This is a genomic window from Paenibacillus residui, from assembly GCF_042677205.1.
In the GTDB taxonomy this organism is placed as follows: Bacteria; Bacillota; Bacilli; order Paenibacillales; family NBRC-103111; genus Paenibacillus_L; species Paenibacillus_L residui.
In genome coordinates this window covers 42,644-68,861 of the sequence record NZ_JBHTIU010000034.1, presented here as the reverse complement: position 1 = coordinate 68,861, position 26,218 = coordinate 42,644, and the positions used below count along the sequence as shown (strand labels likewise).

The window sequence follows — 26,218 nt, the reverse complement described above, 5'->3', positions numbered from 1 at the left end:
TCGAAACGATCTCCTTAAGAAGCTTACATGCGGCGAATTCCTGCTATTCTGCCAAGTTTCCGCCGTTAGCTTGCCCCCGCCGCAAGATAGGCCGTCAGCTTGTCCGCCAACTCCTGCGGAGTGCTCCAGCGGAGCGGTTGTCCCGGATGGATGAGGGACAAACCGGGCTCCGGCGAATCATCTTGATGGCAGATATACACGACCCGTACGCCGGTTCCTTGCGCATAACCGGCTTCGAAACATACCTTAGGATCGGACCCGCTCAGGTCCGCAATGACCAGGTCACTCTGCCGGATTTGCTCGAGCGTGTCCCGGGAATGCCCGGGGAGCTCCGCTGCCGCCGGCGGTATAACCGCTGCATATCCGTTCTCATCCAACTGCGGGATGACCGTATCGCGCAGGGCTTCCGCGGCGGGAGATGCGCCCGGCACGGCAAAGAAGACCGTCCGTCCGGACTTGCCCTCGGTTAATCTCGCGGCTTCCTCCCAGCCTTTGGGGGTCAGCCGCAGCGTAGATCCCATCCGGGAAATAAGCTTGCTTGCCTTTAACTCTTCCAAAATATATATAAATTCCTGTAAATTCGGGGAATACGTCAGGTTGTAGGCGGACTGGATCGGGTCCAGAACGACGGGGTCCTCGGGCCGGTCTGAATGACGGTACAGATAGACCAGACATTTATTCTTCTTAGCCTCCAGAGTCCTGGGGATTCCGGGCGACTCCAGAATGAAGCTGAGATCATCGGTCACAAGCTTCACTTGCTCCTGCCGCTCGCACATTTCCCGGATGTACCCGGAAACAAGCGGGTATTGCTCTCTCTTCTGTTGATGCGGGCGGGCATTGAGCCGTTCATAAGCCTCCTCAGTTATTTCGTACTCTCCTGTCCCGGTACAATAGCATTTTCTAAAAAGGTAACTCCCCAGCTCCTTTACATATATGCCGGTAATATTTTTCTCGCAGAATAAGCAGCGCTTGGGCAATTGGCCCATAGGGGATCATCTCCTTTCTTGCTTTCAACATTCGTGAACGGTACGGGGTTTGTGGGGGTATGGTATAATGGGAAAAAGATGAACGAAGCCGTATTTTCCATAGAAGGCATAGGTCTTTACCCGCTTGAAAAGGGCAGGGGAAGGCGCGGGCAAAGGGGAAACGGACGGGAATGGACCTGCGAATGGTCATCCATATTTGGATAAAGTTTCATCAATCAAATAGGAAGAGCCGTCATACGATTGAGCAAGATTGCAGCATTAACAGGGAGAGAAGAATACGTGCCGATTCGAAGCGAAACCGAGCTCTATGCGCCGGTTAAGGCATATATGGAGAGCTTGGGCTATGAAGTTAAGGGAGAAGTGAAGAATTGCGACCTGGTCGCCATACGCGGAGAGGAGCCGCCCGTCATTGTGGAGCTGAAGAAATCTTTTACGATTCCGCTGCTCGTACAGGGAGTGGACAGGCTGCGTCAATCGGACATGGTCTATTTGGCTATTGAGAAGAAGGAGCATGGACGGGCCCCTCATCAACTCAAATGGGGGGATCTGCAGCGGCTGTGCAGGATGCTCGGCCTGGGGCTGATGACGGTCCGTTATTATAAGCGGAAAGCGCCGCTGGTGGAAGTCGTATGCCACCCTGAACCCTATGTTCCCAGGAAGAACCTGAAGCAAACGGCCAGGCTGGTGAAAGAGTTTAATGAGAGGAGCGGGGATTATAATATAGGCGGAAGTACCCAGCGCAAGCTCGTCACCGCGTACCGGGAAAAAGCTCTTCAATGCGCCTATTATCTGAAGCTTAACGGACCAATGGCTCCCAGACAATTAAAGGAGCTGACCGGGAACCCCAAGACGGCGGCACTTCTGCAGCATAATTATTACCGCTGGTTTCAGCGGGTGAGCCGGGGGATTTATGCCCTTACCCCCCAAGGGGAGAAGGCGCTTCAAGAGTTTGCCCATGTGGTTGAACGGATGGAAGATAGGGCGGGCCGCCCGGATTCATACCATGACGAAAACCCTGCTTTGCCATTTTAGCTGCAGGGTTTTCTATTTTTTTGACATGACTTTAGCAATCGTCCTTGTCCGGATCTTTCCGGTTAATAAATCCGGTCATGGCCTGTAAAGCATCGTCCGAAGGCTTCTTATCCGTTAAATTCTTGTTCTCTTTTTCGTTGGACTTGGGATTATGGTTTTGCGGGTTGGAGTTTTTCAATTGGAACGCCTCCCTCTTTTCTTGTTGTCTGAAATAGCTTGTCTCGGAGAAGCTGGGTTTATTCAAACGGCTCGTTGGTCTAGCGGTCCGACAGTGCCGAGAGAGCCTTGTGAATCCATATGGCTGCCTGCGAGCCATCGCCCATGGCTATGGCGGCTTGCTCGGAATGCACCGCTATATCTCCGGCAGCCCATACGTTCCGGACGTTAGTCATCTTCGTTCGCGGGTCGGTGAGGATGTGCTTGTTCTCCAGCCTTTCGATCCCCAGCTTCTCCGCCAACTGCGAATTCACCTGATTGCCTCCGAAAGCGACGAAGGCTCTTTCCGCCTGCACCATCTCTCCGTTCGTTAAGCGAACCCCGCGGAAATGGCCGTCTCCTTCGACCAGAACTTCGCCGATGGCCTGATCAATGACCGGAATTTGCTTATGCTTCAGACGGGCAGCCGTATCCGGTTCGACCGCTTGTCTCCCGTGGTTGATGTAGACAAGCTGGTGGGTTCGCGGCTGCAGCGTGAGAGCCATTCGGGCTCCCGCTTCCCCGGAGCCCAGGACGAGGGTGGAGAGGCCGCGGATTTCGTACCCGTCGCAATCCGGGCATACATACACGGTTATGCCGAGGCAGGGGAGGAGCTCGGGAAGATCATCCGGAATCCGGTCCACGACTCCTGTGGCGAGAAGAAGTGTCAGACAGTGATATTCACGGCCGCTTCGGGACTTAAGGACGAAACCGGGTTCGTCGCGATAGGCATCGACAATGAAATCGTCGGCAAATTCAACGTCATGGTTTTCGGCATGCTGCCGCCCCAACTGCCGCAAATATTCGCCGGATACCCCTTCCGGCCATCCGAGAAGATTGTGATATTTTCGGCACAGCACGGATCTCCCGCTGCCCGCATCGATGACGAGCACACGGTGTTCATACCGTCCGAGCTGGATGGCGGCCTGCAGTCCGGCAATGCCTCCCCCTACAATAATGCATTCGTAGCTCATATACTCTGTTCTCCTTAGCTGCCGCTTTATATCCGGCGGGTCATATCGTACAAGGTTAGTATGACCTAACACGAAATCGTCCATTAATCCAAATAAGCGGGAGGCAACTGAGAACTTCTCAGTTGGGGACATCCATGACGCTTTGCGCGGCACTGTCAGAAGACGATTGGACTGCAGCATTTTCACGGAAAGTTCCTCACGAGGGCTCATAATAATAATCCCCGATTTTCCAGACTCCGTTCTCTAAGGTAACGGAACAGAACAGCTTGTAATTCTCAGTGCCGGTTGCTATTAGCATAACGGAATACCGGTAGGAATTTTCGCCTTGCCGTTCCAGAGACGGATTCTCGAATTTCTCGATTATTACGGGTGGGAACAGGTTGGACAGCCCTCCGAAGATCATATATTCGCCGCCCCCAATCTCCGGTACATAAGTATCCAGCAGTTCAATAGTTTTCTCCTCAGTAAATACCTGATTCAGCCACTCATGTACACGTCCCCTCTGATTAGCGCTAATCGGCTTCTCATTCATGACCAATCCTTCTGCAAATTGCTGATCCACCTGCTCCAGCCAAGGCTGCATGCCTTCGGTATCCAGCTCGCCTTTTGCGTTCAATGGAGCGGGAGGGAAATCGGCCATGGCTTTGTCAAAATCCGGGTTGGCCGTTTCCGGATCTACCCGGGGAGCAAGAGAAATCTCAGATATACCGGCTAGATGTGCCCGGTTAGGGACGCCTTCCAGAATTTCGGCGGCCACAACGCTATAGCTGTCAATGATGATGGTCGCCGTTCCGGTGGAGCCTTGAGTCCCGAAGCTAGCCTTCTCCTGCGGGTCCGTAAAGTCCAAAGCAAGCCTTACTCTTATATCCTGCATCGATTCCGGGCGGGGAAGCCGCATTACGGACGCTTCATCGGGGATAAAAATAACATCATTCGGATTATAGGGCTCCGTGTCCCCGTAATAATATTCAAATTGGCCGCTAAGTTCGAGTTTTCCTTCGAAAGTAGTCTTGACAGAGTCGACTCCGTAGGTGCCTTCCTCCTTGGAAATCACCTTCATGCCTCCCACCTTATCGCCAACATGGATTTTCGCCGCGTTAAAAACCGGATTTCCGGGAATAGTGTCGGCAGGGCGGCCACCAGGCATCAACCACAACAGCAAGGCCAGGCACAGAGCTGCTCCCGCAATTCCACCCAGCATCCGCATCCCCCTGCTTCTCCGGGAAAGTCGCTTGCGGCTTCCTTCAGATGAAATCCGGGCCTCGATCCGTTGAATAGTATGCTGTGTAAACGTAGGCTTCTTAAAGGGTCCTGTCTGCAGCCGGTTGTACCATTCCGGTTTAGATGATGCCATATTTGATTCCCTCCTTCATCTGCTCGTTTACCTTGTTTCTTGCCCGATGAAGCCTGGATTTGACCGTACCCTCGGAGATCTTCAACAGGCCGGCTATTTCTTTATTGGAAAGTCCATATCTGGCGTCCAGCACGAGGACTTCCCGGTACTTGTCCGGCAGGTCCAGTACGATCTTCCACAGATCGTCCGTGAGTATTTGATCCAGCGCTTCCTTCTCGGCCGAGGGGGAGCTTTCCCGCCTGCCGATCCAATCCGTTAAAGTGACCTTGCGGATAAAGGCAGATCTCTTGTAATTAAAAGCCAAGTTTCGCGTTATGGCGAACAGCCATGTCTTAATCGATGATTCTCCGCGAAAGGAGCCAATATTTTGATAAACGCGGATAAAAACCTCCTGCACAAGATCATCCGCTGCGTCAAAGCGGCGAATTAGAAAATAAGCATAATTCCAGACCTCCTGACCATATTCATTCATTAATTCGCGAAAAGCATGGTCATCCATCTTGGATGCATACTGTAAATATTTCTCCACTGGCCTCACCTCCAACCTATTAGACACTTTAAAACGAAACCGGTTCCCACCGGAGCTGCCTATATTTTTTTGTCTTCGGCCGACTTTCCGTTTATCAGCTTTAACAATGCCGACAGCTATAGACGGTGTTAGGAAATGTTCACATTTGGCCGTTTTCTTTTTGACCTTCATTGGGTATAATATAGGTGTTTACTTATAAGAACGCCATCGATACTTAAATAAAGTTAACCAATGCCCGGGGGGTGCTTCTAATGTCTCTTTCTTTCTGGATCAGTATTCTTGTGTTCATCATGTTCATCACGGCTATCCTGACGGCTGCCTACAATGATGATAAGACCAAAGGGCTGTAAGTCATTTAATAGGCTTATAAAGCATCCTGTCGTGCGATGGGGTGCTTTTTGTATGCCGTTTTGTATGTATTCATCCTTATGCAATGTACTGAGAAATAGGGGAGGTGTAGTTTAATGAGTCAACTTCTGGAACTGCTCTTCTCCCTTTCCGTTTGCGGGAAGTACCGTTGCGATCTGTATTCTTCTATTGCGGCTCATTTCTCCAAATGTCCTTCCTGCGAATTGGCGTTATGCGATTGGAAAAATGGCTGTAGCCTTTTATCTTCTGCCAATAGCCCTTGTTCTGCAATGGCTTTGGCCACTCTTCGCTCCGAAGCAAACGACAACCGCTCCTATACCCGGACTGCACTCGAGTGTACAGCAGACACAGTCGGATTATCTAACAAGAGAAGCCATCCCGGAACTGAATCTTTCTGCTGATAAGACCCGTCTATTCCTTCCGGAACTTCAATGACAATCAGGAAATTGACTTCCGAAAAAATTGAACAATTAGAAAAAATGCAAGCTGAAAACAAATTAAGAGCTTTCTTCGAACAGATACACAAAAAATGAGAAGGGACTCCTTGGCCTGAACCCCGATTATTAGACATCATTATGATAAACGAAATTAATAAAGGGGCCGCCCATAAGTCATCTAAGATGACCAATGAGCAGCCCCGTTTTATATTACTTCCATTGCGGCTCGGTATAACCGTTCTCTTTCATGCCCTCATTAGCTTCTTTAATAATTTGGGCGCCGCCTTTGTCCATCCATTCCTGAACCATTTTGTCCCAATCGGAGATCGGTCTTTCGCCGACGATCATCTTCGTCTGTTCGGTGAACAGGAATTTATCCAACTCTGAGCCCTTGGCAGATCGTGTTTCCGAGAAGACTGCATTCATCGGATTGATGTAATGCTTTGTTTCGCTATGCATAGTCTCCAGCTCTCCCGCCAATTTACGGAGAAGCTCAACCGGGTATTCCTTCGAATAGCCGTTAGCTAGATCGTTCGGTGCCCACATCCGGTTATCCGGCATATAATTGAACGGGGAGAGACCTTTCTCATCCGGTTCTCTCTGTACATTGCCGTCTACTATCTTGTAGCCATTGTTTTCGTGGCCGTTCATCCAGTCGAAGTCGGCATTATCCGGCTTGCGCTCCTCCAAAGGATAGAACTTGCGGCCGAAATCGATCATCTCCAGAATTTTCTCCACCTTGGTCGGCTGATCCTTGAGCTTGGCGTTAAGCATAATCACACCGTAGTATCCGGCGGACGAGGTGAAGCCCTTGGAGCCATCCGGAGCCTCGAACGGAGGAATCGGCACAATGTCGGCCTTCGGATCAATATCGACGAGCCCCTGCATGTAAGTGGAGTTCATTCCGCGGGGAGTACCGATGAAGATTCCTGCTTTACCCGAGTAAAACTCCTTGTTCGTCTGTGCCCAGTTCAGCAGGGCAAAATCTTTCGAAATGGCCCCTTCCTTATAAAGATCGGCCAGGAAGGAAATGTGCTGCTTGCGCGCTTCCGAAATGAAGCCGGGAATAAATTGTCCATCCTCGTTCTTGTGGTACCACGCATTCCAATCCCAATAAGCTCCCATTCCGTAATGAGGGTTGATATTCTGGGACATGGCCATACCGTAAGTATCATCTTTACCGTTGCCGTCCGGGTCATTCTTCGTGAAGGCGATGGCCACCTCTTTTAATTCCTCATAATTCGTCGGAACCTTCAGGCCGAGGTTATCCAGCCAGTCTTTACGGATTACCGGAGTCAGCTCATAATTTTCGGTCAAATACCTTTGAATAGCATAGATATTGCCATTGATGGTTACGGCTTTGCGGACATTGTCCGGAATAAGCTTGAACGTTTCGTATTTGTCCATGTATTCGTTAAGAGGCAGGAACGCCCCTTGCTTGGCCCATTTATAGAAATTCGAATCCGTGCCTTCCATGACAATGATGTCCGGAATGTCTCCGGAAGCAATAACGGCACTAAGCTTCTGTACATAATCGGATTGTACGACATATTGCGGTTTGTAATCCACATTGAACCGCTCATTGATCATCTCGATGCCTTTGCCGTTCGCCGGCGGAATCGTTCCGTAACGGAAATCGATAGCGGTAATCGTGAATTTCTCGTTCTCCTTGGTTGTTTCCCCGCCGCTTGCACCGCCGCTTTCCGGCTTCGAGGCACAGGCGGCCGTCATTGCCGATACCGCCAGCACCAGACTTGCTGCTAACCATGGTTTCATTTTCATTGCAGATTATCCCCCTTATCCAAAGTTTATCCCGATAATGACTTCTCAGGCAATACTGCTTCGATTTAACCTTTAACCGAACCGAGCATCACCCCCTTGGCGAAATGCTTCTGCAGGAACGGATAGACCAGCAGAATAGGCAGGGTGGCGACGATGATGGCCGCCATCTGAATCGTTTCCGCCGGCGGAGAGTGCTCCAGCAGCACTTGCGGATTCCCGAGCGAATTCTGTGCTTCATTGACCACTACGATTTGCCTTAGAATGACCTGAATGGGCCACTTGGCCGGGTCGTTCAGGTACAGAATTCCTGTAAAATAGTTGTTCCAATGAGCAACCGCGTAGAACAGGCCGAAGGCCGCCATGGAAGGCTTGGACAAAGGCAAGATGATTTTGATAAACGTATGCAGGTCGTTAGCCCCGTCGATCACGGCTGCCTCATTCAATTCCGGCGGAATGCTCATGAAAAACTGTCTCATGACAATCAGGTTAAACGGACTGATCGCAGCCGGCAGAATGAGCGCCCAGATGGAATTCAAGAGCCCGGTCTCCTTGACGACCAGATAGGTCGGAATCATCCCGGCCGAGAACAGCAGAGTAAATAATACGGCGAACAAGACGACTTTCTGACCGATAACCGGTCTTGACAGAACATATGCCAGCGTAGCCGTAAAGAACAAATTGATGAACGTACCGAGTATCGTAATATAAACCGTGACGAAGATAGAGCGCACGAACGAGCTGGAGCCGAAAATATACTGGTAGGAGTCGATGACCCATTCTTTAGGGATAAGAACAAAGCTGCTCTCCAGAAAATCCTTGTACGATGAGAAGGATACCGCTACTACGTACAGAAAGGGAATCAGCATGACCAGCGAAATAAGAGCCAGCAGCACGATATTGACTCCGTCAAACAGGCGTGAACTCCATGTATTTTCCTTCACTTAGGCTGCACCTCTTTTCCTTGTTAGTAGATTCCTTCTTCTCCGAATTTTTTGGCTAGATAGTTGGCGGACATGACCAGAATCAGGCCGACTGCTCCCTTAAACAATCCAACAGCGGTAGCGAAGCTGTAGTCGGACTGCTCGATTCCCTTGAAATAGACGTAAGTATCCAGCACGTTCCCGACTTCCATATTGAACGGATTCAGCATCAGAAAGATTTGCTCGAAGCCGCTGTCCATAACATTGCCCAGTCGCAGAATAAGCAGAATGACAATCGTGCTGCGGATGGCGGGCAGAGTGACGTGCCACATACGCCGGAACCGACCGGCCCCGTCCATGACCGCGGCCTCATAAAGCTGGGGATTGACGCCAGCCAAGGCAGCCAGGAAAATGATCGTCCCCCATCCGGATTCCTTCCAAATGACTTGAAGAACGACGATAGGCTTGAACAAGGACGGATTAGACAGGAACGGAACCGGTTCCCAGCCCAACACGTTGATAAGAAACTGATTGATTAATCCCTCGCTTCGCATAAAGATGATACAGATCCCGATCACCACCACCCAGGATAAGAAGTGGGGCAGGTAAACGATGGATTGCACAACCCTTTTGTAAACTTGACCGCGCAGCTCGTTAAGCATCAGGGCCAGCACAATCGGGATAGGAAATGCAAAAGCGATTTGCAAAAAAGAGATTTGCAGGGTATTCCATAGAACGTTGACGATTTCCGCGTCGGCAAAAATCGTTTTAAAATGGGCGAAGCCTACCCATTCGCTTTGCGTAATCCCGATGAACGGATTGAAATCAATGAAGGCCAAATACAGACCGAGCATCGGGACATATTTATAGAGGATGAAATAAGCGATCCCCGGCAGGCCGATGAGAAGCAAAAACCGGTCCTTCCACATTCTTTTCGCCAGCTTGCGCCAAATGGTTGCTTTGGAACCCGGAAGGGGAGGTGTAGGAAGAGATTCGGTTGGTTGGGCTTTCATAACAGTACGGATTACCTCCTTATAGTTTGATGGCGTAAACCTGCGCTTTCGTACTGCTTACTATGGGGCTTAGGCGGATTAAACGCAATTATCTGTTGAAGGAAGCGGGTTTTGCGGTAAAAGATAAAGAAGTGCAACAAAAGATTAATCCGCCATAGCCGGATCCGGACACTTTGTAATACCCTCTGGTCACTGGCGGTATTATGTTATTTTGAGATGAAAAAAAGAACAGGAAATCAGGGCAGAATTTCTAATCATGCCCGATCTCCTGTTTTGAATAATTTGGTATTTAGTTGTTCGAACCAAGGACACTTAATTATGAGAGAAGCTTTGACGATTCTCCGTCGGGATTCTCTTTGGCCGGGTCACGGTACTTTTTACGATATTGGCCGGGAGGCATGTCCGCAACCTGCTTGAAGATTCTGGTAAAATTCTGCACCGAAGTATAGCAGAGCCTTTCGGAGATTTCTTTAATCGGCATGTCGCTGTAAATCAGCCATTCCTTCGCCTTGTCCATCCGGTATTGAATCAGATAGTCCCCGAAATTCGTATCGGTCTCTTCCTTAAATGCCCGGCTGATGTGATAAGGGGACAGCTTGAGCTCATCGGCAACGTACTGCAGTGAAATATTTTCTTCGAAATGCTCGTGAATATAGTCCATCACTTGCCGCGCGGTTTTCTTTTGCTTGTTGGCATGAAGGCCGCTCACCTGGGCATGTATCGCCGGGAAGATCGTTTCTGTAAACCAGACCGTCACTTCCGACAAACGGGTCATGGAGTATAACTGCTTATACGGATCACCCGGGAATATTTCCTCCGCGTTCAACCCCGCTTCCTGAAGGAAATAGTCCAGCTCTCCAATCAAATAAGCGAACAACCCAAGCACTGTTTCCGAATTGTGGACATAACGGGGGACCAGTTCCGCAATTTCCTCCAGCTTCGCTTTCGCCTGTTCTATGTTACCCTGAGAAATACTGGACACAATTTCCTTCTGCCATCGGACGACGGTCGTTCGTGACTGCTCGATATCCGGTTCGATCGTCCGGGAAGAGATGATCCGGTCATGTCCCATTAACAGCCGGTAGCTTAGAAGCTCCAGCGCTTCCTGATAAGCGGTACTGATCTGGGTATAGCCCTTGTAAGGGCGGCTGAGCGCCACCGTCACGGAGAATTGAAAATATTGCCGGATATTGGTCCGGAATTCGGCGGCGATTCGGTCCATAGCTTCTATCGATTCGCTGTTGGATTCCTCTATGCCAAGGATCACGGCGACTTGCCCCGGTAGAGGGGTTACCGTCAAGCAGGAGAGATTCTCTTTCTCCTCGCATATTTCCTCCACGATTTTGCGAATGGCATACATCATCAACGAACGGTCGCGTTCACGGTAATTTTGCTGAAAGCGGACATATTCATCGACATCGACGAGACAGACGTGAAACCAGGCCCCCCGAAGCGGAAAATCGTATCTTTCGGAGGCTCTGATAATCTCTTTGGCACTCATCTCGCCGCGCAGAAGCTGCTGGAAGACGGTTTCCTTAAGGTACGGGAGCTGCTCGCTAATTTCACTCTTCAACCGGTCATTCGTCTTCACCATGCTCTGAATGAAAGAGTCCAACTCCTGAATATCGTCCGTATGCGCGGATTTCCTGGCATCCCCGGACAGCATGTTGAGCAGCCTCTGGATAGGATAGGACAATCTCTTGGCTCCGACGAAGGACAGAAGGGCAGCCGCCAAGGTTAGAACAGCAGCGACAATCCAGGTGATCGTCTGAATTCTATCGGCTTTATCCGTTAACAGTGCGGTTTCTGTCATGGCGATATAGCTCCAATTGTTAAAAGAAGATTTGATCGCCGATATATTGTAATCGGTTCCGTCAACGGCAACAGGGCCGGAGTAGGACTGTGTTCCGGATGACGCCGCTTGGAAGACGGATGGGCTTAGCTTCGTTCCGATAGTGTCCGAATCCTTGCTCAGAACAATGGTTCCTTCTTCGTTGACGATATACAGCTTTCTTCGCTCTCCCAAATTGACGGATTGGATGAAGGAAGTCAGCTTTTCGTTCGGGACCTGCAGAATAAGCAGCCCTTTCTTCTGTTCGGAATAGAAGATCGGCACCGGCCGCATAAACAGAAGCTCGTCCTGTCCCGGATACGTATGGGGCGGAATGGCGACCGCGGATCCGTAGTGGGTCTCCGTATTTTTAATCAATCCATAATAGGGATAGTCGGTAAGATCCAGGAAACCGTCCCTGCTGGAATATACTTTGTTATACAGTGTGAAGGCGATAGCGACATCATAATCGATATTGGAAAAGCTGCGCTGTTTTTTAATCGAATCGATCATTTCCAGCGTGTAGTCAATATTTTTGTTGGTAGGGCCCAACTCCACGGATTTCTCCACGGCGGCATTGTTAGCCAGCAGGATGGATGCCCTGTCCAGCGATTGCAGCATGCTGTCCATTTGGAACTGCATCTGCTGCAGAATAATCTGCTGGTTATGATTCACTTCCTCCTGAACCATGCGCGAGGCAATAATGGAGGAAGCGGTTCCAAGCAATATCACCGGAACTATACAGATCAGGATGGAATATATAAATAATTTTCTTCTGAAGGAGCGGTTTCGCCATAGATTCAATTTATGCAGCATTCAGTTATTCACCCCATCCCAAAGTCGCGTAAAGCCTCCTGCCTCAGATGTAAGCGGGGCCACTTTATCATTGTGATAAGTTTATTCGTTATTGTCAAAGTAAAATAGCGGAAGACGCCGTTCAAAGCAAAAACACGGCCGCTATGAAAGTTCGGGTGTGGGGACCGTGATCATGTTATGAAGGTAACCGGGGCGTGGAATCGTTCATCGGAGAGAACGTCCACGATATTCGCCGGTTCATTGTGCATCTGTGTACGGCGAAGAAGCTCAAAGAGGTCGCGGCTTCCATTCTGGAAATTTTCTTTATTCTCAATAAGAAATAGGGGAAAAAATCTCCTGTTCATGATATATTAATTCTATCTTCATTGTACCAAATTTTCAATCAAAGAGGGGAGCTCCAGCATGAATTTGATTGTGTCATCCGTCGTATCCCGTTTAAGGCCTTATTTTGACGGACTGCTTAGAGAAGAGGGAGAGACGGGCGCGCTCTACATTTACGATGAGGAACTGGGGGATCGGGCCAGCTGCTGCACGACAGGTGAGGCGGCCTGCTTTTACTTGCTGGATTGGAAGCTGCATCAGGGAGACGGCAAGGACATCGCCCGCAAGCTGGCAGAGGATGTACGGCGTAGACAGCTTCCTCAGGGCGCGTTCGGACAACCCTATTATGTAAAGAAGGGAGAAGCCGGGACGGTCGACATTGCGGAAATCGGTGCGGTAGCGAACAGCTTATATCATCTTTATAAGGGAACTGGCAGTGAAGCGGCACGAAGCAGCCTTGTGCAGTCGGCTCAATACTTGTTGACTCAGGTGGCCGAAGAGAATCCGGGCGCCGTCTATAAAAATCCGAACGCTACAGGACACGATGTCTTGAATGGCGATATATATGCCGCCCATACTTTCGGAAGAGCATACCAGGTTACGGGAGAGGAGCAGTACCGGTCGAAGGCGGAGGAAATTGTGAGTCATGTGGCGGACCGGTTCGGAAAGCATAGCCCGGGCTGGTGGCCCTATACCGAGCTATGGGACGGCAAGGTAGGTATGGGCAACAGCGTTGCTTACCAAGGCACGATCATAGCCTTTGCCCACACGGTCGTTCCGCTTCTTCCGCCGCCGTTGCAGGACCGTTGGAACCGGGTGGCAAGGGAAGCGGTAGACACAATGCTGCAGGCGATGGAGGAAGGTCCGAATGACTTCAACGAAGCTCCCTGGTGGTGCCGGGATTGGAACAACGCTTGGGAAATTTGGCTGTCCTTCTCCCGCTGCCCCGAGATAGAAGGAGCAAGTAATTATGTCATGAGCCGGCTGCGTGAGACGGAGGAAGCTGTTATCAAGGAAGGAGCCGCTTGCTTCCGGCCCAAGGTAACCTCTGATGATCCGGAGCGGACTCCTGTGACGACAACTTTTCGCAAAGCGGCTACATTCGCAGGGATTTTATCCTATCTTGTGCTGGACCAGGCCGAGGATATAAACGCAGAATCGAGTGAAAGGAAATAGGTGATGAATCTAATGGATAGAAAAAGTCTACGTGCCGATATCGTTATTATCGGAGGCGGAACGGGCGGCTGTGCAGCAGCGCTGGCTGCGGCCAAACAGGGCAAACAGGTAATTATGACGGAGGAGACCGATTGGCTGGGCGGCCAGTTCACCAGCCAAGCCGTTCCCGCAGACGAGCACCGCTGGATTGAACAGTTCGGCTGCACCGCGACCTACCGGGAGTTTCGGAACCGGGCACGCGATTACTACAAAAGAAATTTTGCAATGACTCCCGAGGCGATGCGGAATGAACGTCTCAATCCGGGGAACGGCATTGTCAGCCGCCTTTGTATAGACCCGCGGGTGGCGCTTGCCTGCTTCGAAGAAATGCTGGCACCGTATATCCACAGCGGCCGCGTACAGGTTTTGTTGAACCGGAGGGTGGTTAGGGCGGAAACGTCCGGTGACGATGTCGTCTCCGTAACGGTTTCTTGCTTGCGGACGGGGGAAGAGACGGTGCTGACCGCTCCTTATTTCCTCGATGCTACAGAATGCGGGGATGTGCTGCCGTTAGCCGGCGTCGAATACGTGACAGGAGCCGAATCCAGGGATGAGACTGGAGAGCCGAATGCGCTGGAAGGACCTGCACAGCCCGGAGATATTCAGTCGATCACCTACTGCTTTGCCGTCGATTACCGCGAAGGGGAGGATCATACGATTGAGAAGCCGCGGGATTACGAATTTTGGAAGCAGTATCAAGCGGATTTCCAACCGGATAAGCTGCTGAGCTGGACTTCCTTCGCTTCGCATCAAAAGGGTTATTCGCTGTTTCCGGAGCCCGGCTATTTTCCGTTATGGGATTATCGGCGAATAGTGGACCGTACTCTGTTCGCGGAGGGAGTCTTCGACAGCGATGTAACGATTGTCAATTGGCCGCAGAATGATTATTGGCTTGGGAATATATATGAAGTGAGCGAGGATGAGAGAGAGCGGAATCTGGAGCAAGCGAAGCAATTAAGCCTCAGCCTGCTTTATTGGCTGCAGACGGAAGCACCGCGTCCGGACGGGGGGCGCGGATATCCGGGAATTCGCTTGAGGAAGGATGTAGTGGGAACGGAGGACGGACTGGCCAAGTACCCGTACATCCGCGAGTCCCGCCGCATCCGTGCGGAATTTACCGTACTGGAGCAGCACATCAGCCCGACGACACGCGGAGACCAGGGGGCCGAGAAGTTCCCGGATTCGGTTGGAGTCGGTTGTTACCGGATCGATCTGCATCCTACGACCGGAGGGACGGTCGGCCTCTATATCCCGAGCCTGCCGTTCCAGATCCCGCTGGGCAGCCTGATTCCGGTACGGGTCAATAACTTGCTGCCGGCATGCAAGAACATTGGGGTCACCCACTTGACGAACGGATGTTATCGCCTCCATCCGGTGGAATGGAATATCGGCGAGGCTGCCGGTTATCTGGCCGCCTATTGTCTGGAGCGCGGAGTGACCCCACGGCAGGTAAGAAATCAGGCCGAGCTGCTGGCTGATTTCCAGGCTCTGCTGGTGCGCGAAGGCATTGAATTGGATTGGCCCGCAATCACAGCGGTATAGCTTGAAGGAAATGCCCGGCAGCAATGGGCATAGGGCGCAGTATGCCCCATAGACCAAAAACCGCTAGGCCCGTCGGAATTGGGGCTTAGCGGTTTTTTATTTAATATAAAAAATTGTAAGTCTCATCTTACACGTGTTCTTATATTACATCGGTAAACGTGCCTGTCCAAAGGACGGCGATAGCCGTTTATCCTTACAGTTTTTCATTTAGACCCCCATGTCGCTGACCGCGGCACCATCAGATGATGAAAATGGATGGATTTTCAAGGTAGAATAGAGTTGAATTGCTTCAATAGTGTGAAATTTGAAAACTAAATGGATTTCATACCGTTAGATTTCTATACTCGGAAGAAATATGGAAACTAACTGGAAAACCTACAGCTAGTTTGCGCCAAAACAGCCGTTTCGCCCAAAAGCTGCCCATTTTAACTGTAGTTTATCCAGTTAGTTTGATCATTTTCGCCCATTCGCTTGAATCTACCTGTACAAAATACAGTTAGACGTGCCGCTCCGCTTGCAACGATGCCTGCAGACGGTAAAATAGACGGATTTTCAAGGTAGTTTAGTCATTTTGCGCCATTCGCCTCAATCTACCTACATAAAATACAGTTAGTAACGCCCATAACGCTGAGCTGCACCATCGAATGGTGAGAATAAAGGGATTTTCAGGGCAGCGTGTCAAGATATTCAAGGTAATTTAGTCATATCTCCACGCAAATCGTGTGAATTTACCTGGACGAAATGCAGAAGGAACAGTTCACAAGGGCGGAGCCGGCTTATTAACGCTCCGTTCGACGTCCCGGTAAAGATTCTTTCCCGCAAAAAAAACCCCTCTTGTTGTTAGAAAGGCATCCGGCTTCTTACATAGTCCAACGCTTCGTCAATCTCGTGCGGTTGGAGCCCTTCGATGGATATGTCGATACAAGGCTTGTACTCGTGCAGCTTCTCCAGGAATCCGCTAATGTTAAAAGTTCCCGCCCCCGGCTTAACGACGTCTGGCCGTTCCCCTTCACGATAAACGGCATCTCTCAGGTGGGCCAATACGATTCTTTCCCCGAAAGTTTGCAGGGCCTGCCGCACAACCTCTTCCCGACTTGCGAAATTCCGATGATCAAGCAAATTGCATGGGTCGAAGACGACCCCGAGTGTACTGGAGGGGATTTCCTCCATGATCCGCTTCATATGGTCAGCACTGGAGAGCGTATGTACGCAGACCGGCTCCAAACCGACGGTCACTCCCCATTTCTCCGCTTCTTCCGCTAACTCCGTGATACTCTCCTTTAACACCGTCCATCCGATCTCGAGGTATCTTTCGGGGTCCTGATAGCGGAACGTATCGTGATCTCCCGTCTCGGTAGCGACGATGGATGTGCCGAAGTCTCTAGCCAGCCGGAGATGTTCCTTGAAACGCCGGATTTCCTCGCGTCGGATTTCCGGATCGGGATGAATCGGATTTATATAGCAGCCTAGCACGCCGATGCGAATACCCTGCCGGTCAAAATGTTCAGCGATATAATTGGCCAACCCCGGACTTAATCGGCCCGTGCCCGTGTCGATGTCGCTGATTGCTTTGGTTAAAGCCAGTTGAACAAAATCAATCTTATGAGCCCCCAAAGTTTCGGTTAACTGTTTAAGCGGAAGCCTACCGACCGTATGGGCCAGAATTCCTAATCCCACTTGTCCACACTCCTGTTTGCTTTTGGACTTACTATAGCCTGTCAGGGAAATAGAAGCAAGAGTTTGACAAAAGTACAGCAAAATAGGTTAAGCCCCCCAAACGCCTGCTTCAGAGGGGCTAGAGGGCTTGCTTGATTCCAATGGTTAATAATCTCCCTCGCGGGGATTATTCCTCTGCCGATGCCAGCCAAGCTAGGCGGGCAGCGCCCATCCATCCCGCGGAGCCGCCTAGCTTGGCCGGCAGGATTTCAACCGGGCGATATACCGGCATCAGCCTGTCGTTCAACTGTTGGCGAAGCGGATCGAACAAGAAATCGCCTTGCGCCGTCACAGCGCCTCCGATAATAATGGTCTGCGGATTGAACGCATAAACCAGATTCACGAGACCGGCAGCAAGGTAGCCGATATAGGTGCGAATCAGCCTAACGGCAGCAGTCCCGCCGGAGCGGGCTTGCTCGAACAGCTGCTCCGGACTGGCTCCGGTGAAGCCCGCCTCTTCGGCCAGCTTAATCAGGCCTGTGACGGAGGCATAGCTTTCCCAGCAGCCGCTGCCGCCGCATGTGCAGGGCTTGCCCTCGTGAACGATTACCTGGTGGCCGAATCCGCCGGCATAACCGGCACAGCCATAATCCGGCCTCCCATTCATGATCCGGCTGCCGCCAATGCCGGTGCCCAAGGTTACGCAGAGGAAGCCGTCCAGGCCGCGTCCGGCGCCTTGCCATCCTTCACCGACAGCCAGGGCGTGGGCATCGTTAGCAACCACGACGGGCAGCCCTGATGCTTTCTCCAGCTCTTCACGCAGTCGGACACCGCTCCAGCCCGGAAGGTTCCCGCTGGCAAAAGGAACCGAGCCGTCACGAATATCGACGAACCCGGCCGTTCCGACCCCCGCTGCCGCCAGTCGCCAGCCGTTGAGTTCAGCCATACGGCGGTATTTCTCCAGCAGGCCTGCCAGCTTGCCGAGTAAGGCGTCTCTGCCCAATGAGGCTTCTGTAGGTACCGTATCGGTATGTACAGGCTGTCCGTCCCGGGATACTATTCCCGCTTTAATTTGAGTACCGCCGATGTCAATGCCGATCGCCAAAGTCGTCATCCGCGTTCCGCCTCCAGTCGATTCGGGCCGAACGGGAGCTGCCCCAATTCGGCCCTTGTTCCGTATACGAATTAGATTAATCCATGCTTGCGAATATATGCCATGTATTCCTCATACAGCTTGACGGAGGATTCGTCTCCCGCATGTACAGGGCTTCCGGGCTTGTTCATCATGCCCAGGTATTGGTAGCACAATATTTTATCAACGTGGCCCGATAACGTTTCCAACTGCCGGATAACTCTTTCCGGGGCTCCCGGATAAAGCACCTTGCCCTGAAAACGGAACACTTCCAGGTCCGCCCACAGCGGCTTGCCTGCCCGGTCGTGAGCCTCGCGCAATTTCGCGAACACTTCGTCTACAGCCTCGAAGGTGGTCCGGTTCACGCCAATTTCATCTTGATAGGCGATATAGTCTACCTCCAACGCTTTCAGCTGGTCGACAAATTTGTCATCCGCAACGATCGAACGGGTCCCGTACGGAGCGATCAATATTTTCTGGGGACCGACCTTCCGGCAATAAGCGGATAATTCATTGGCATAGGAGATGTATTCGTCCGGGAAGTAGGAATGAATGGCCGCTTCCACCGGAAAATACCAACCGGCGAATGAGGAATGGTGCCCGTATCGAGCCGCCAATTCGTCTGCGATCTCGTATCGGAGCCGGTTGCGGTCTCCGGTAATCGACAGGCTTCCCATAATCGGAGTGGTAAAGAAGCCCAACCCGACATAGATGGATATTCCCAGCCTGTCACCGGCCTTCAACACAGCCTCCAGCGGGTCCGGACATACGGTATCCCATCTCAGCGGAATAACCTCCGAAGGATAGAAGGCTTTGCCGTGCAGCGCCACTTGCAGCAGGACGAGCGTATCCATGCCGGCCTCGGCCATTTCTTCAAGCTTCTTGTCCCAATCCTGCTCTGTGAATTGCTGAGTAGTGGAGTTCCAGGTATCGCCTTCGTATGGATTCGGATGATAGAAATCAAACCAGGAGCCGCTAATTCTTTTTAACATGCTTATTGCCTCCTTAAATTTAAGAAGTGGAAGGGTCAACTTGTACGGTTGTGCTTGCTGATGGCTTCGCAAATTCATTCAAAAACGGTTAGGTGCTGATGTTTCTTCAATCCTTGTTCTGAGCTAAACGGATGGCGTCACGAACCCGGCCTCCGGACTGTTCCAATAGCCGGATAGAGGTAGCGGCATCCGTACCTGAGATCAGCAGCACAATGGCTGCTTTGACATTGTAACCGGTCTGCTGCAGAGCCTGGACCGCCGCTGCTTCCTCTTCGCCTGTCGCATTCGTTACGATCCGCTCGGCGCGCTGAAGCAGCTTGTTGTTCGTCGGCTGCATGTCGACCATGAAATTCCGGTAAACCTTGCCCAGCTTCACCATAGCTGCCGTGCTGAGCATGTTAAGAATGAGCTTCTGGGCTGTTCCCGCCTTCAGCCGGGTTGAGCCGGTCAATACTTCGGGTCCTACCGGCACTTCAATGGCGATGTCCGCCGCCTGGCCGAGTGCCGAGCCCGCGCTGCAGCTCAGGCCGATCGTACGCGCCCCCGATTGCTTGGCGCAGGACAAGGCCCCAAGCACATACGGCGTCCGGCCGCTGGCGGCAATGCCGACGACTACGTCATTCGGCCCAACGGATCGGGCCCGCAGGTCGTCTGCCCCTTGCCGGGCATCGTCCTCGGCGGATTCGTCGGCCTGGATGAGCTGGCTCCCTCCCGCCAAGAGCGCCTGTACGGTCTCAGGAGGAGTGCCGAAGGTTGGCGGGCATTCGTACGCATCCAGCGCAGCCAGCCGGCCGCTCGTTCCTGCGCCGACATAGAACAGCCGGCCGCCCCGGCCTAATGCATCCGCAATGCAATCCACCGCCTGAGCTATGACGGGCAGATGCTGGCCGACAACGACAGGTACCTGCCGGTCCTCGTCATTCATGACTCGTAAGATTTGTTCCGTTGACATCTGGTCCAGGTCATCGCTGAGAGGATTGACCTGCTCGGTATCCAACCGATCGGTTTCGTTCATCTAGTATTGAGCTCCTTTAATCTCTGGAGGAAAACTCCAAAAATATATGGTTTATAAGGAAACTAACTCCATTATAAGAGGCGCTATCCTTAAAGTAAAGAAATAATTGCCAGTGGCGTGTATCCTGTTATTGGCAATGACAAAGGCAGTATTTCCTTCAATCTTACGGACATATCTGAGGCGCATTTTAAGAGATTATGCCGCGGAAATCCTTGAATGGAGTTGAGCAGACCGATGAAACCGTTCATAGCGATGGTGAATTTGCAGAATAGAGAAAGGAAACAATGAGGAGGATATTTTGGCGGAAAGTAAAACGACAAGCGCAGTGGATAACCATTATGAGATATGGAGTCAAAAAAATGATAAGGGATGGTTGTCACAGATTTGAACTGAAAGGACCAGGAAGGAAGGCCGTGATCCGGGTTCATTCCATAAGCATATGCCCGGTGCACGGTGCCCGGTCAGATCGGCATAAGATCCTGATGCTTGGCAAGCCTGGAGCAATCCCGGCATAAGCCTATGACCTTTCCTTCGTGGCCCGAATAGAAAGTCAGCGAATCAACCCTCTTTTTACAATAAGTGCATTTCTGAGCTCCACGGGCAGTCTTCTTTTTATATTGGGAGATATGAACGACATTTTGAGAGGTCTTTGGCTTGGAAAGGGAGCGGAAGAAGAACACGGCCAGTGCAATTCCGGCCAATCCGATGATTCCCGCAAGCAGCCATACGATTTTCATAATAACCTCCTCCTGTCTGCAGATGCATTTTTAATACTTTCATAGAACAAGACTTGTTCCGGCAACCCGAAGCAAGCACAATGTATTTCACTGGTTCGGGGATGGGGATGGAGATCATCCAGAGTGTGGTCATGTTGTTCGTCTTTCATCGATTGATATTTCTATTTTATCACTGAACCCGGGGACGTTCCATAGCATGTCTCGACAGGTGAAGAAGTAATAGAGTTCACTGACTTCCGGGGAGGACGCGGTTGCAAATCCGCCATAAAAAGCTGCAGGGAGGCCCGGACGGCACTCCCTGTTGATTACGGCTCGTTTAGCTGATGGTTCTTTGATTCACCTGCTGGATAATCTCTTCAGTTGTCAGCCCTTGTGCATTAATGACAGATGCCCGGGTTTCGGCATTGGCGATTCCCATCACGTTCTGATCCTGACCGGAGATAACACAGCAATCACAGCTCTGCAGACTTTGTTCATCCAGTTGCAGCACTTCATGTCCGTTATTTTGCAGCGCATCTTTAACATTGCTTAGACTATTTTCTACAGCAATACGTGCCATATTTTCCAACCACCTCCATTCCGTAAAAAATAGAGTGCTTCAAAAGCTCAAAAACTATTCGTAATTTTCTATTTCTCACCTCGAAATGTAAGCTATAATGTACAGGAAGAATTCATTCGTTATTCGTTAAGCCCAGGGGAGGGACAGGAATGAAGATTTATGCAAGTGTGGATATGGAGGGCATTACCGGAATTGTGCTCAGGGAGCAGTTGATGAGGGGAGAGCCGCTTTACAATGAAGCGCGCCATCTGCTGACACAAGAAGTAAATGCCGTTGTGGAGGGTTTGTTGGAAGCGGGGGCCAAGCATATCGTCGTTAAGGATGCCCATGCTACAGGATTTAACTTTATCCCGGAATTGCTGCATCCCGATGCACTTTATTGTATGGGAGGAACACCGATAGCCGAAAGATTTCCCGGACTGGATTCATCCTTTGACGGAGCTTTGCTGATCGGTTACCACGGTATGGCCGGAACCCGACGGGCGGTCCGCGATCATACGATGAGCTCTGCATCTTACCAGTATACCGAGCTTAACGGAAATCCGGTTGGAGAAATTGTGCTGGACGCCATGCTGTTCGGTCTTCATGACGTTCCCGTCTTGCTCGTAACAGGTGATGATGCCACTTGCCGCGAAGCCAAGCAGGCTCTAGGTACGGTGCATACTTACGAAACCAAGACGGCGCTTGGCCGCCATGCCGCTCTGCTTAAGCCTCCTCGGAAGGTATACTCTGAGATACGAGAGGCCGTCAAGCAGGCCATAGCAGGACGCGACGCGTGTCGTCCGTTAGTCATTCCCGGGCCATATGAGCTTCTGCTGGAGATGAACAGCACCGATTTGGCCGATAGGAGATATGTCGACGGAGAGACGAGCATCCGATTGGATGGAGTAAGGATGTTGTACAAGGATACCGACTTTGTTCGTTTGTTGAGCCGTGCTTTAGTATAGATATTGATAAGGAGCCCCGAATGCGCGAAGCTGCGAACCGGGGCTCCCCCTTATAGTACCCGGAATACGCTTCGAAGGCTATGCGTCACTGTGGGGTACCCGCCAGGAGCTTTTCTCATACCGCCGGGCTGGGGAGGGGAGGTCGGTCCTCCATCCGGCTATCCCAGTTGAGACAGCACTTTGTCTAACGCTTCTACAAAAAGCCTGTTCTCCAATTCGGAACCGACCGAAACCCGCAGATGCCCCGTTAATCCCCAAGTACCCCCATACCGGACAATGATGCCTTGCTTAAGTAAATGTTGATAAACACGGTATGCGATTTCCCCAAACTCCACTAATATGAAGTTACTCATGCTGGGAGTGTATGGAAGACCTTTGGCTTCGAAGGCGGCATATAAATAACGGCGGCCTTCTTCGTTAACGGCGAGAGATCTTTGAACGTGCTCTTCATCTGTAAGAGCGGCGACCGCAGCTTTCTGAGCGAGCGTGTTCACGTTGAAAGGCTCTTTCACTCTATGCATGGCCGCGATGATCGGTTCGACGGAGAGCGCGAAGCCGATTCTCAAGCCGGCCAGACCATATATTTTCGAGAAGGTTTGCAGAACAACGACGGATTTATTCCGGCGGACCCAGTCCAAGCCATTGGAATAATCCCCGGCCGTCGCGTAGTGGGAGTACGCGCCATCCAGCACCAGAATCACATGGCTGGGCAGTTTCTGAATGAAAGAGTCCAGTGAGGAGCGAGGAATATAGCTTCCGGTCGGATTATGGGGGGAGCATAAGTAGATAATCTTGGTCCGATCCGTGACGGCGGAAGCCATGCGATCCAGGTTATAGTTAAACCGGGGATCCAGTGGAATCTCTACAATTTTCGCCCCCATCAGCTTTCCGCCGAAGGCATACTCGGTAAAAGAAGGAGAGGGGACCAGGACCTCGTCTCCATCCTCCAAATAGGCTTCGGAGAGAAGAGTAATGAGCTCATCGGCACCATTGCCGATCATGACCTGCTGCTCCTGCAGTTGATAATGCAAAGCGATAGCCCGTTTCAGTTCTCCTCCCGAGGAATCGGGATAGCGGTGCAGCTCGGCAAGCTGCTGCATAATCGCTTCGACCGCTTTCGGAGAAGGACCTAACGGATTCTCGTTCGAAGCCAGCTTAACGACCCGTTCCAATCCCCATTCTCGTTGAACCTCCCAAATAGGCTTGCCGGGAGAATAAGGCTCCAGCTGCTCGACTTGTTTACGGGTTGAGGGAAAAATGCTGCCTAAGCTCATGGTTATTGAATCCTCCTTGAAATATAAAGTAAACTTTATCGCTTTAATTGGATAATACATTAAATTGGTAGCAAAGTAAAGATCATATATTTTTTTGGCTTCTCATAGCCATTCCAATTACTTTCATGCATGCAAAAGCCGCGCAGAGTTTCTCTGCGCGGCTTGGGGTGTTGCATTTCATTTGGGCGATAAAGATGTTCTCTTAGAGGAAGCATTAATCCTGCCTGGAGAGAACGCCCGTTTCATAGCATAAAAGAGAATGATTTCTATTAATCAGCAGTATAGAACCATTTCAGTTCTTTGCTGGTAATCAATTTCCGCTGACCCGGCTGGAATTGATAGTACACGTTTAATTTGTACTTGTCTAAAGACTCCAGCTTGAACACCAGCTCCGGATCATTGATGTTGACAACGGCTGTATGGGAGCCCAACTGCAGGGTATTGCCTCCGCCTCCAGGCTGTCCGCCGCCCCCGGATTCCGCGGAGCTTTCCAGGCTGAACTCCTGGGCGTGCTGGAATTTGCCGTCGCTATCCTCGATTTCGATCACCAGCTTGTGATTTTCGGTGTTGCTGACAACCAGTATATCCTTGCCAAACTCGTAATCGAACGAGAACTTCAGGTCGCCACTCAAGAAATTCATCGTGGTGCCGATGTTTTTCATGGACAAGGTGTACGGGAAGAATTCGATATTTCTCAAGTCATCGGACGGCTCTGATTTCTCAAGAGGCAGAGCGAAGGCTAACGGTTGAATATAGGCGTCGGGAACATCCTCTTTCCCGGCCAGCTTGCCTTCTTTGACGGCTTGGCCAATGAATAGTTGCATATCGTTCGTCTCCGCTCCCTGTGGAAGCACTCCGGACAGGTGCAGCAGAGCTTTGCCACCCGGGCTGACTTTCGATTTCAATTCGGAAATATTGAGAGGGTATACTTCTCCGTCAGGATTTACGAAGTGGGCGACCAGTTTGGAGACTTCGTTAAACCGTTTCTCCAGGTTCTCGACCTCCACCAGGGCGACAACAATATTTCCGGTCTTTCCAGTGAACGTATGTACTTCCCTCACCGAATATTGCGCCTTGCGCCCGACATCGTCGATCTTTTGCTTCTGTCCGCTGCCGACGGCCGGCACTACCATCATATCCGAATTATGGACAAACTGGATGAGGTCCTCGACCTTGCCTCCGCCGCTATTGTCTCCACCCGGAACGCCAGGTGCCGGCTGTTGGGAAGTTTCCTTCTTCTCTTGAACATATAGTTTAACATCGGAAAAATCATAGGTGTACGGGATTTTCCCAAGGTATTGAACGGTAATTTCCTGGCCTGGCTGTAAACCAATGACCTTATCCCCGCGAATGATCGTAGCGTCTACCGTTACGGCATCGTCCAGCTTAAAGTACCCGGTAAGGTTAGGGATCGACAGCGATTGGGTGCCGTTGTTCTTCAAAGTAACTTGTGCGGTGAGCAGGTCTTCATCTTCCCAGGGCAGGCGTTTGAGCTCCTCCAGACGAATTCCATAGGTACCGTCTTCGTTGGAAAATTCATAATCCCGACCGACCGATACTTCCTCCTTGGTGGAGTCCGGCAGAATAAATTCCGCAATCGGAACCTGAACGGTCTGATTGTTGCCGAGATCGACGGTTTCCGCTATCTGTAGCTGCCAACCGCTCTCATTGACATCGATTGGAATTGAGCCTGTTAAAGTGACTTCTTTCTTGACGAGCGGGTTAATTACCGTTTCCTTGTCAATTCCGGAGACGTTCAGAGGATACAGGAGTCCCTCGGCTGTCCGCAGGTTGAATTGCAGCTCGGGAAGCTTAGCCCCGCGTTTCCCGGTATTCTCCATCTCGAAATAGATGGTGGGGAGGAAATGGGTATCATTCTTGCTGACGGATACGCGCTTGATGCCGTTCTTCATTGGTTCGTTCCCGATCGTGGCCATTCGTTTGGAGCCTACGGCAGTCAGCAGGGAGTAATCTTTCGGTATGGCGATCGATCCGATTGGTTTTTCGAAATCGCTGCGGGAGAAATCCCATTGGATAAAGTTGAAGGATAAATCCTCAAGATTCGTCTTATCGTTTACTTTGGCATAAAACCGGAAATCCATGCTGCTTTTGGCCGGAATTCGGTTCTTGTCTTTGTCCGCTGCAAACAGGGTTACCGGGAAGGAGGTGCCGGAGCTGCTCTTAAGGCGCACCCAGTAATCAATAAATTGAATTTCATTATTTCCCTGGTTGTTGACCGTTAATGTAAAGGTGACAATTCTGCCGCTCTCCGCTGCGTTGGACAGGGAGGCCTGCTTCAGTTCGATCGTGTTGCTTCCTCCAATCGATATCGATCCGATGGAGGGTAGTTCTCCAGCCACCACTTCTTCTATGGCTGTGGTATCTTTCGCTCCATCCGCCATAACATGAGACGGCATAGCAGTTCCTGTAGTCAAGACCGCAGCTAATGTCATTACGGCAAATGGATATTTCCAACGTTGTTTCATGTCCGGTGCTCCTCTCTTTGTTGTATAAATTAGAAAGGGAGGGCCTTGCCGGTACGGCAAAGGCCGCTTCCCAACTCTTCACTCTTGATCAAGACGGACTTCGA

Annotated in this window: 22 protein-coding genes; 5 read left to right on the top strand and 17 right to left on the bottom strand. The window is 51.1% G+C overall.

Features of this window, described 5'->3' with window-relative positions:
- Positions 1 to 65: 65 nt before the first annotated feature.
- Entirely contained in the window at positions 66 to 986 is a 921-nt protein-coding gene (locus tag ACFQ03_RS11155; RefSeq protein WP_144940332.1) for a hypothetical protein, read from the bottom strand.
- Between the two features lie 279 nt (positions 987 to 1,265).
- Between ACFQ03_RS11155 and ACFQ03_RS11150 the strand changes: the two genes are divergently transcribed.
- Positions 1,266 to 2,018, top strand: a complete 753-nt coding sequence (locus tag ACFQ03_RS11150) for a DUF2161 domain-containing phosphodiesterase (protein ID WP_144940370.1) — start codon at positions 1,266 to 1,268, stop codon at positions 2,016 to 2,018.
- Between the two features lie 31 nt (positions 2,019 to 2,049).
- Here the strand turns inward: ACFQ03_RS11150 and ACFQ03_RS11145 are convergent, their stop codons facing one another.
- From ACFQ03_RS11145 to ACFQ03_RS11110, 8 genes are all read right to left on the bottom strand, one after another.
- On the bottom strand, positions 2,050 to 2,196 hold the full coding sequence (locus ACFQ03_RS11145) for a hypothetical protein (protein WP_186328456.1): 147 nt from the start codon (positions 2,194 to 2,196) through the stop codon (positions 2,050 to 2,052).
- Positions 2,197 to 2,275: 79 nt separating this feature from the next.
- The gene (locus ACFQ03_RS11140; RefSeq protein WP_379288166.1) at positions 2,276 to 3,187 is read right to left on the bottom strand and encodes an NAD(P)/FAD-dependent oxidoreductase; all 912 of its coding nucleotides are present in this window, start codon (positions 3,185 to 3,187) and stop codon (positions 2,276 to 2,278) included.
- A gap of 196 nt (positions 3,188 to 3,383) precedes the next feature.
- Positions 3,384 to 4,541 (bottom strand): hypothetical protein, encoded by a 1,158-nt coding sequence (locus ACFQ03_RS11135; RefSeq protein WP_379288164.1) that lies wholly within the window; start codon positions 4,539 to 4,541, stop codon positions 3,384 to 3,386.
- The gene (locus ACFQ03_RS11130) at positions 4,528 to 5,070 is read right to left on the bottom strand and encodes an RNA polymerase sigma factor (RefSeq protein WP_379288162.1); all 543 of its coding nucleotides are present in this window, start codon (positions 5,068 to 5,070) and stop codon (positions 4,528 to 4,530) included. The genes ACFQ03_RS11135 and ACFQ03_RS11130 overlap by 14 nt, the downstream gene beginning before the upstream one ends.
- Positions 5,071 to 6,086: 1,016 nt before the next feature.
- The gene (locus ACFQ03_RS11125) at positions 6,087 to 7,658 is read right to left on the bottom strand and encodes an extracellular solute-binding protein (protein WP_379288160.1); all 1,572 of its coding nucleotides are present in this window, start codon (positions 7,656 to 7,658) and stop codon (positions 6,087 to 6,089) included.
- 65 nt (positions 7,659 to 7,723) lie between these two features.
- Positions 7,724 to 8,599, bottom strand: a complete 876-nt coding sequence (locus tag ACFQ03_RS11120) for a carbohydrate ABC transporter permease (protein ID WP_144940322.1) — start codon at positions 8,597 to 8,599, stop codon at positions 7,724 to 7,726.
- 23 nt (positions 8,600 to 8,622) lie between these two features.
- Positions 8,623 to 9,591, bottom strand: coding sequence for an ABC transporter permease (locus tag ACFQ03_RS11115; protein WP_379288157.1), 969 nt, complete (start codon positions 9,589 to 9,591; stop codon positions 8,623 to 8,625).
- A 316-nt stretch (positions 9,592 to 9,907) separates the two neighbouring features.
- Positions 9,908 to 12,238 carry a helix-turn-helix domain-containing protein gene (locus ACFQ03_RS11110; RefSeq protein WP_379288155.1) on the bottom strand — a complete coding sequence of 777 codons (2,331 nt, stop codon included), beginning with the start codon at positions 12,236 to 12,238 and terminating at the stop codon, positions 9,908 to 9,910.
- A gap of 194 nt (positions 12,239 to 12,432) precedes the next feature.
- Here ACFQ03_RS11110 and ACFQ03_RS11105 point away from each other — a divergent pair, with 194 nt between their 5' ends.
- From ACFQ03_RS11105 to ACFQ03_RS11095, 3 genes are all read left to right on the top strand, one after another.
- Positions 12,433 to 12,561: a hypothetical protein gene (locus ACFQ03_RS11105; protein WP_379288153.1), complete on the top strand. Its 129-nt coding sequence runs from the start codon at positions 12,433 to 12,435 to the stop codon at positions 12,559 to 12,561.
- A gap of 79 nt (positions 12,562 to 12,640) precedes the next feature.
- Complete coding sequence (locus ACFQ03_RS11100) at positions 12,641 to 13,735, top strand: hypothetical protein (RefSeq protein WP_379288151.1); 1,095 nt, start codon at positions 12,641 to 12,643, stop codon at positions 13,733 to 13,735.
- A gap of 12 nt (positions 13,736 to 13,747) precedes the next feature.
- A complete protein-coding gene (locus ACFQ03_RS11095; protein ID WP_379288149.1) occupies positions 13,748 to 15,316 on the top strand; it encodes an FAD-dependent oxidoreductase in 1,569 nt (522 codons plus the stop codon).
- 840 nt (positions 15,317 to 16,156) lie between these two features.
- On the opposite strand, the gene ACFQ03_RS11090 is transcribed toward ACFQ03_RS11095, so the two are convergent.
- From ACFQ03_RS11090 to ACFQ03_RS11065, 6 genes are all read right to left on the bottom strand, one after another.
- Entirely contained in the window at positions 16,157 to 16,993 is an 837-nt protein-coding gene (locus ACFQ03_RS11090) for a sugar phosphate isomerase/epimerase family protein (RefSeq protein WP_379288147.1), read from the bottom strand.
- 166 nt (positions 16,994 to 17,159) lie between these two features.
- The gene (locus ACFQ03_RS11085; protein WP_144941819.1) at positions 17,160 to 18,086 is read right to left on the bottom strand and encodes an ROK family protein; all 927 of its coding nucleotides are present in this window, start codon (positions 18,084 to 18,086) and stop codon (positions 17,160 to 17,162) included.
- A 71-nt stretch (positions 18,087 to 18,157) separates the two neighbouring features.
- On the bottom strand, positions 18,158 to 19,096 hold the full coding sequence (locus ACFQ03_RS11080; protein ID WP_150960284.1) for a DUF4434 domain-containing protein: 939 nt from the start codon (positions 19,094 to 19,096) through the stop codon (positions 18,158 to 18,160).
- Between the two features lie 106 nt (positions 19,097 to 19,202).
- Positions 19,203 to 20,111, bottom strand: coding sequence for an N-acetylmuramic acid 6-phosphate etherase (murQ, locus tag ACFQ03_RS11075; protein WP_379288144.1), 909 nt, complete (start codon positions 20,109 to 20,111; stop codon positions 19,203 to 19,205).
- 461 nt (positions 20,112 to 20,572) lie between these two features.
- Positions 20,573 to 20,848 carry a hypothetical protein gene (locus ACFQ03_RS11070; RefSeq protein WP_144941814.1) on the bottom strand — a complete coding sequence of 92 codons (276 nt, stop codon included), beginning with the start codon at positions 20,846 to 20,848 and terminating at the stop codon, positions 20,573 to 20,575.
- Between the two features lie 316 nt (positions 20,849 to 21,164).
- Positions 21,165 to 21,407: a YkuS family protein gene (locus tag ACFQ03_RS11065; RefSeq protein WP_379288142.1), complete on the bottom strand. Its 243-nt coding sequence runs from the start codon at positions 21,405 to 21,407 to the stop codon at positions 21,165 to 21,167.
- 149 nt (positions 21,408 to 21,556) lie between these two features.
- On the opposite strand from ACFQ03_RS11065, the gene ACFQ03_RS11060 reads away from it, so the two are divergent.
- Positions 21,557 to 22,354, top strand: coding sequence for a M55 family metallopeptidase (locus ACFQ03_RS11060; protein WP_144939037.1), 798 nt, complete (start codon positions 21,557 to 21,559; stop codon positions 22,352 to 22,354).
- 158 nt (positions 22,355 to 22,512) lie between these two features.
- Here ACFQ03_RS11060 and hisC read toward each other — a convergent pair whose 3' ends face one another.
- A complete protein-coding gene (hisC, locus tag ACFQ03_RS11055) occupies positions 22,513 to 23,628 on the bottom strand; it encodes a histidinol-phosphate transaminase (protein ID WP_379288139.1) in 1,116 nt (371 codons plus the stop codon).
- Between the two features lie 269 nt (positions 23,629 to 23,897).
- The gene (locus tag ACFQ03_RS11050) at positions 23,898 to 26,114 is read right to left on the bottom strand and encodes a hypothetical protein (protein WP_379288137.1); all 2,217 of its coding nucleotides are present in this window, start codon (positions 26,112 to 26,114) and stop codon (positions 23,898 to 23,900) included.
- Between the last annotated feature and the right edge of the window lie 104 nt (positions 26,115 to 26,218).

Coding starts and splice junctions, on each gene's coding strand:
- ACFQ03_RS11155 (WP_144940332.1), bottom strand. CDS start 986: ATGGGCCAATTGCCCAAGCGCTGCTTATTCTGCGAGAAAAATATTACC.
- ACFQ03_RS11140 (WP_379288166.1), bottom strand. CDS start 3,187: ATGAGCTACGAATGCATTATTGTAGGGGGAGGCATTGCCGGACTGCAG.
- ACFQ03_RS11135 (WP_379288164.1), bottom strand. CDS start 4,541: ATGGCATCATCTAAACCGGAATGGTACAACCGGCTGCAGACAGGACCC.
- ACFQ03_RS11125 (WP_379288160.1), bottom strand. CDS start 7,658: ATGAAAATGAAACCATGGTTAGCAGCAAGTCTGGTGCTGGCGGTATCG.
- ACFQ03_RS11115 (WP_379288157.1), bottom strand. CDS start 9,591: ATGAAAGCCCAACCAACCGAATCTCTTCCTACACCTCCCCTTCCGGGT.
- ACFQ03_RS11110 (WP_379288155.1), bottom strand. CDS start 12,238: ATGCTGCATAAATTGAATCTATGGCGAAACCGCTCCTTCAGAAGAAAA.
- ACFQ03_RS11100 (WP_379288151.1), top strand. CDS start 12,641: ATGAATTTGATTGTGTCATCCGTCGTATCCCGTTTAAGGCCTTATTTT.
- ACFQ03_RS11095 (WP_379288149.1), top strand. CDS start 13,748: ATGGATAGAAAAAGTCTACGTGCCGATATCGTTATTATCGGAGGCGGA.
- ACFQ03_RS11085 (WP_144941819.1), bottom strand. CDS start 18,086: ATGACGACTTTGGCGATCGGCATTGACATCGGCGGTACTCAAATTAAA.
- ACFQ03_RS11080 (WP_150960284.1), bottom strand. CDS start 19,096: ATGTTAAAAAGAATTAGCGGCTCCTGGTTTGATTTCTATCATCCGAAT.
- murQ (WP_379288144.1), bottom strand. CDS start 20,111: ATGAACGAAACCGATCGGTTGGATACCGAGCAGGTCAATCCTCTCAGC.
- ACFQ03_RS11070 (WP_144941814.1), bottom strand. CDS start 20,848: ATGAAAATCGTATGGCTGCTTGCGGGAATCATCGGATTGGCCGGAATT.
- ACFQ03_RS11065 (WP_379288142.1), bottom strand. CDS start 21,407: ATGGCACGTATTGCTGTAGAAAATAGTCTAAGCAATGTTAAAGATGCG.
- ACFQ03_RS11060 (WP_144939037.1), top strand. CDS start 21,557: ATGAAGATTTATGCAAGTGTGGATATGGAGGGCATTACCGGAATTGTG.
- hisC (WP_379288139.1), bottom strand. CDS start 23,628: ATGAGCTTAGGCAGCATTTTTCCCTCAACCCGTAAACAAGTCGAGCAG.
- ACFQ03_RS11050 (WP_379288137.1), bottom strand. CDS start 26,114: ATGAAACAACGTTGGAAATATCCATTTGCCGTAATGACATTAGCTGCG.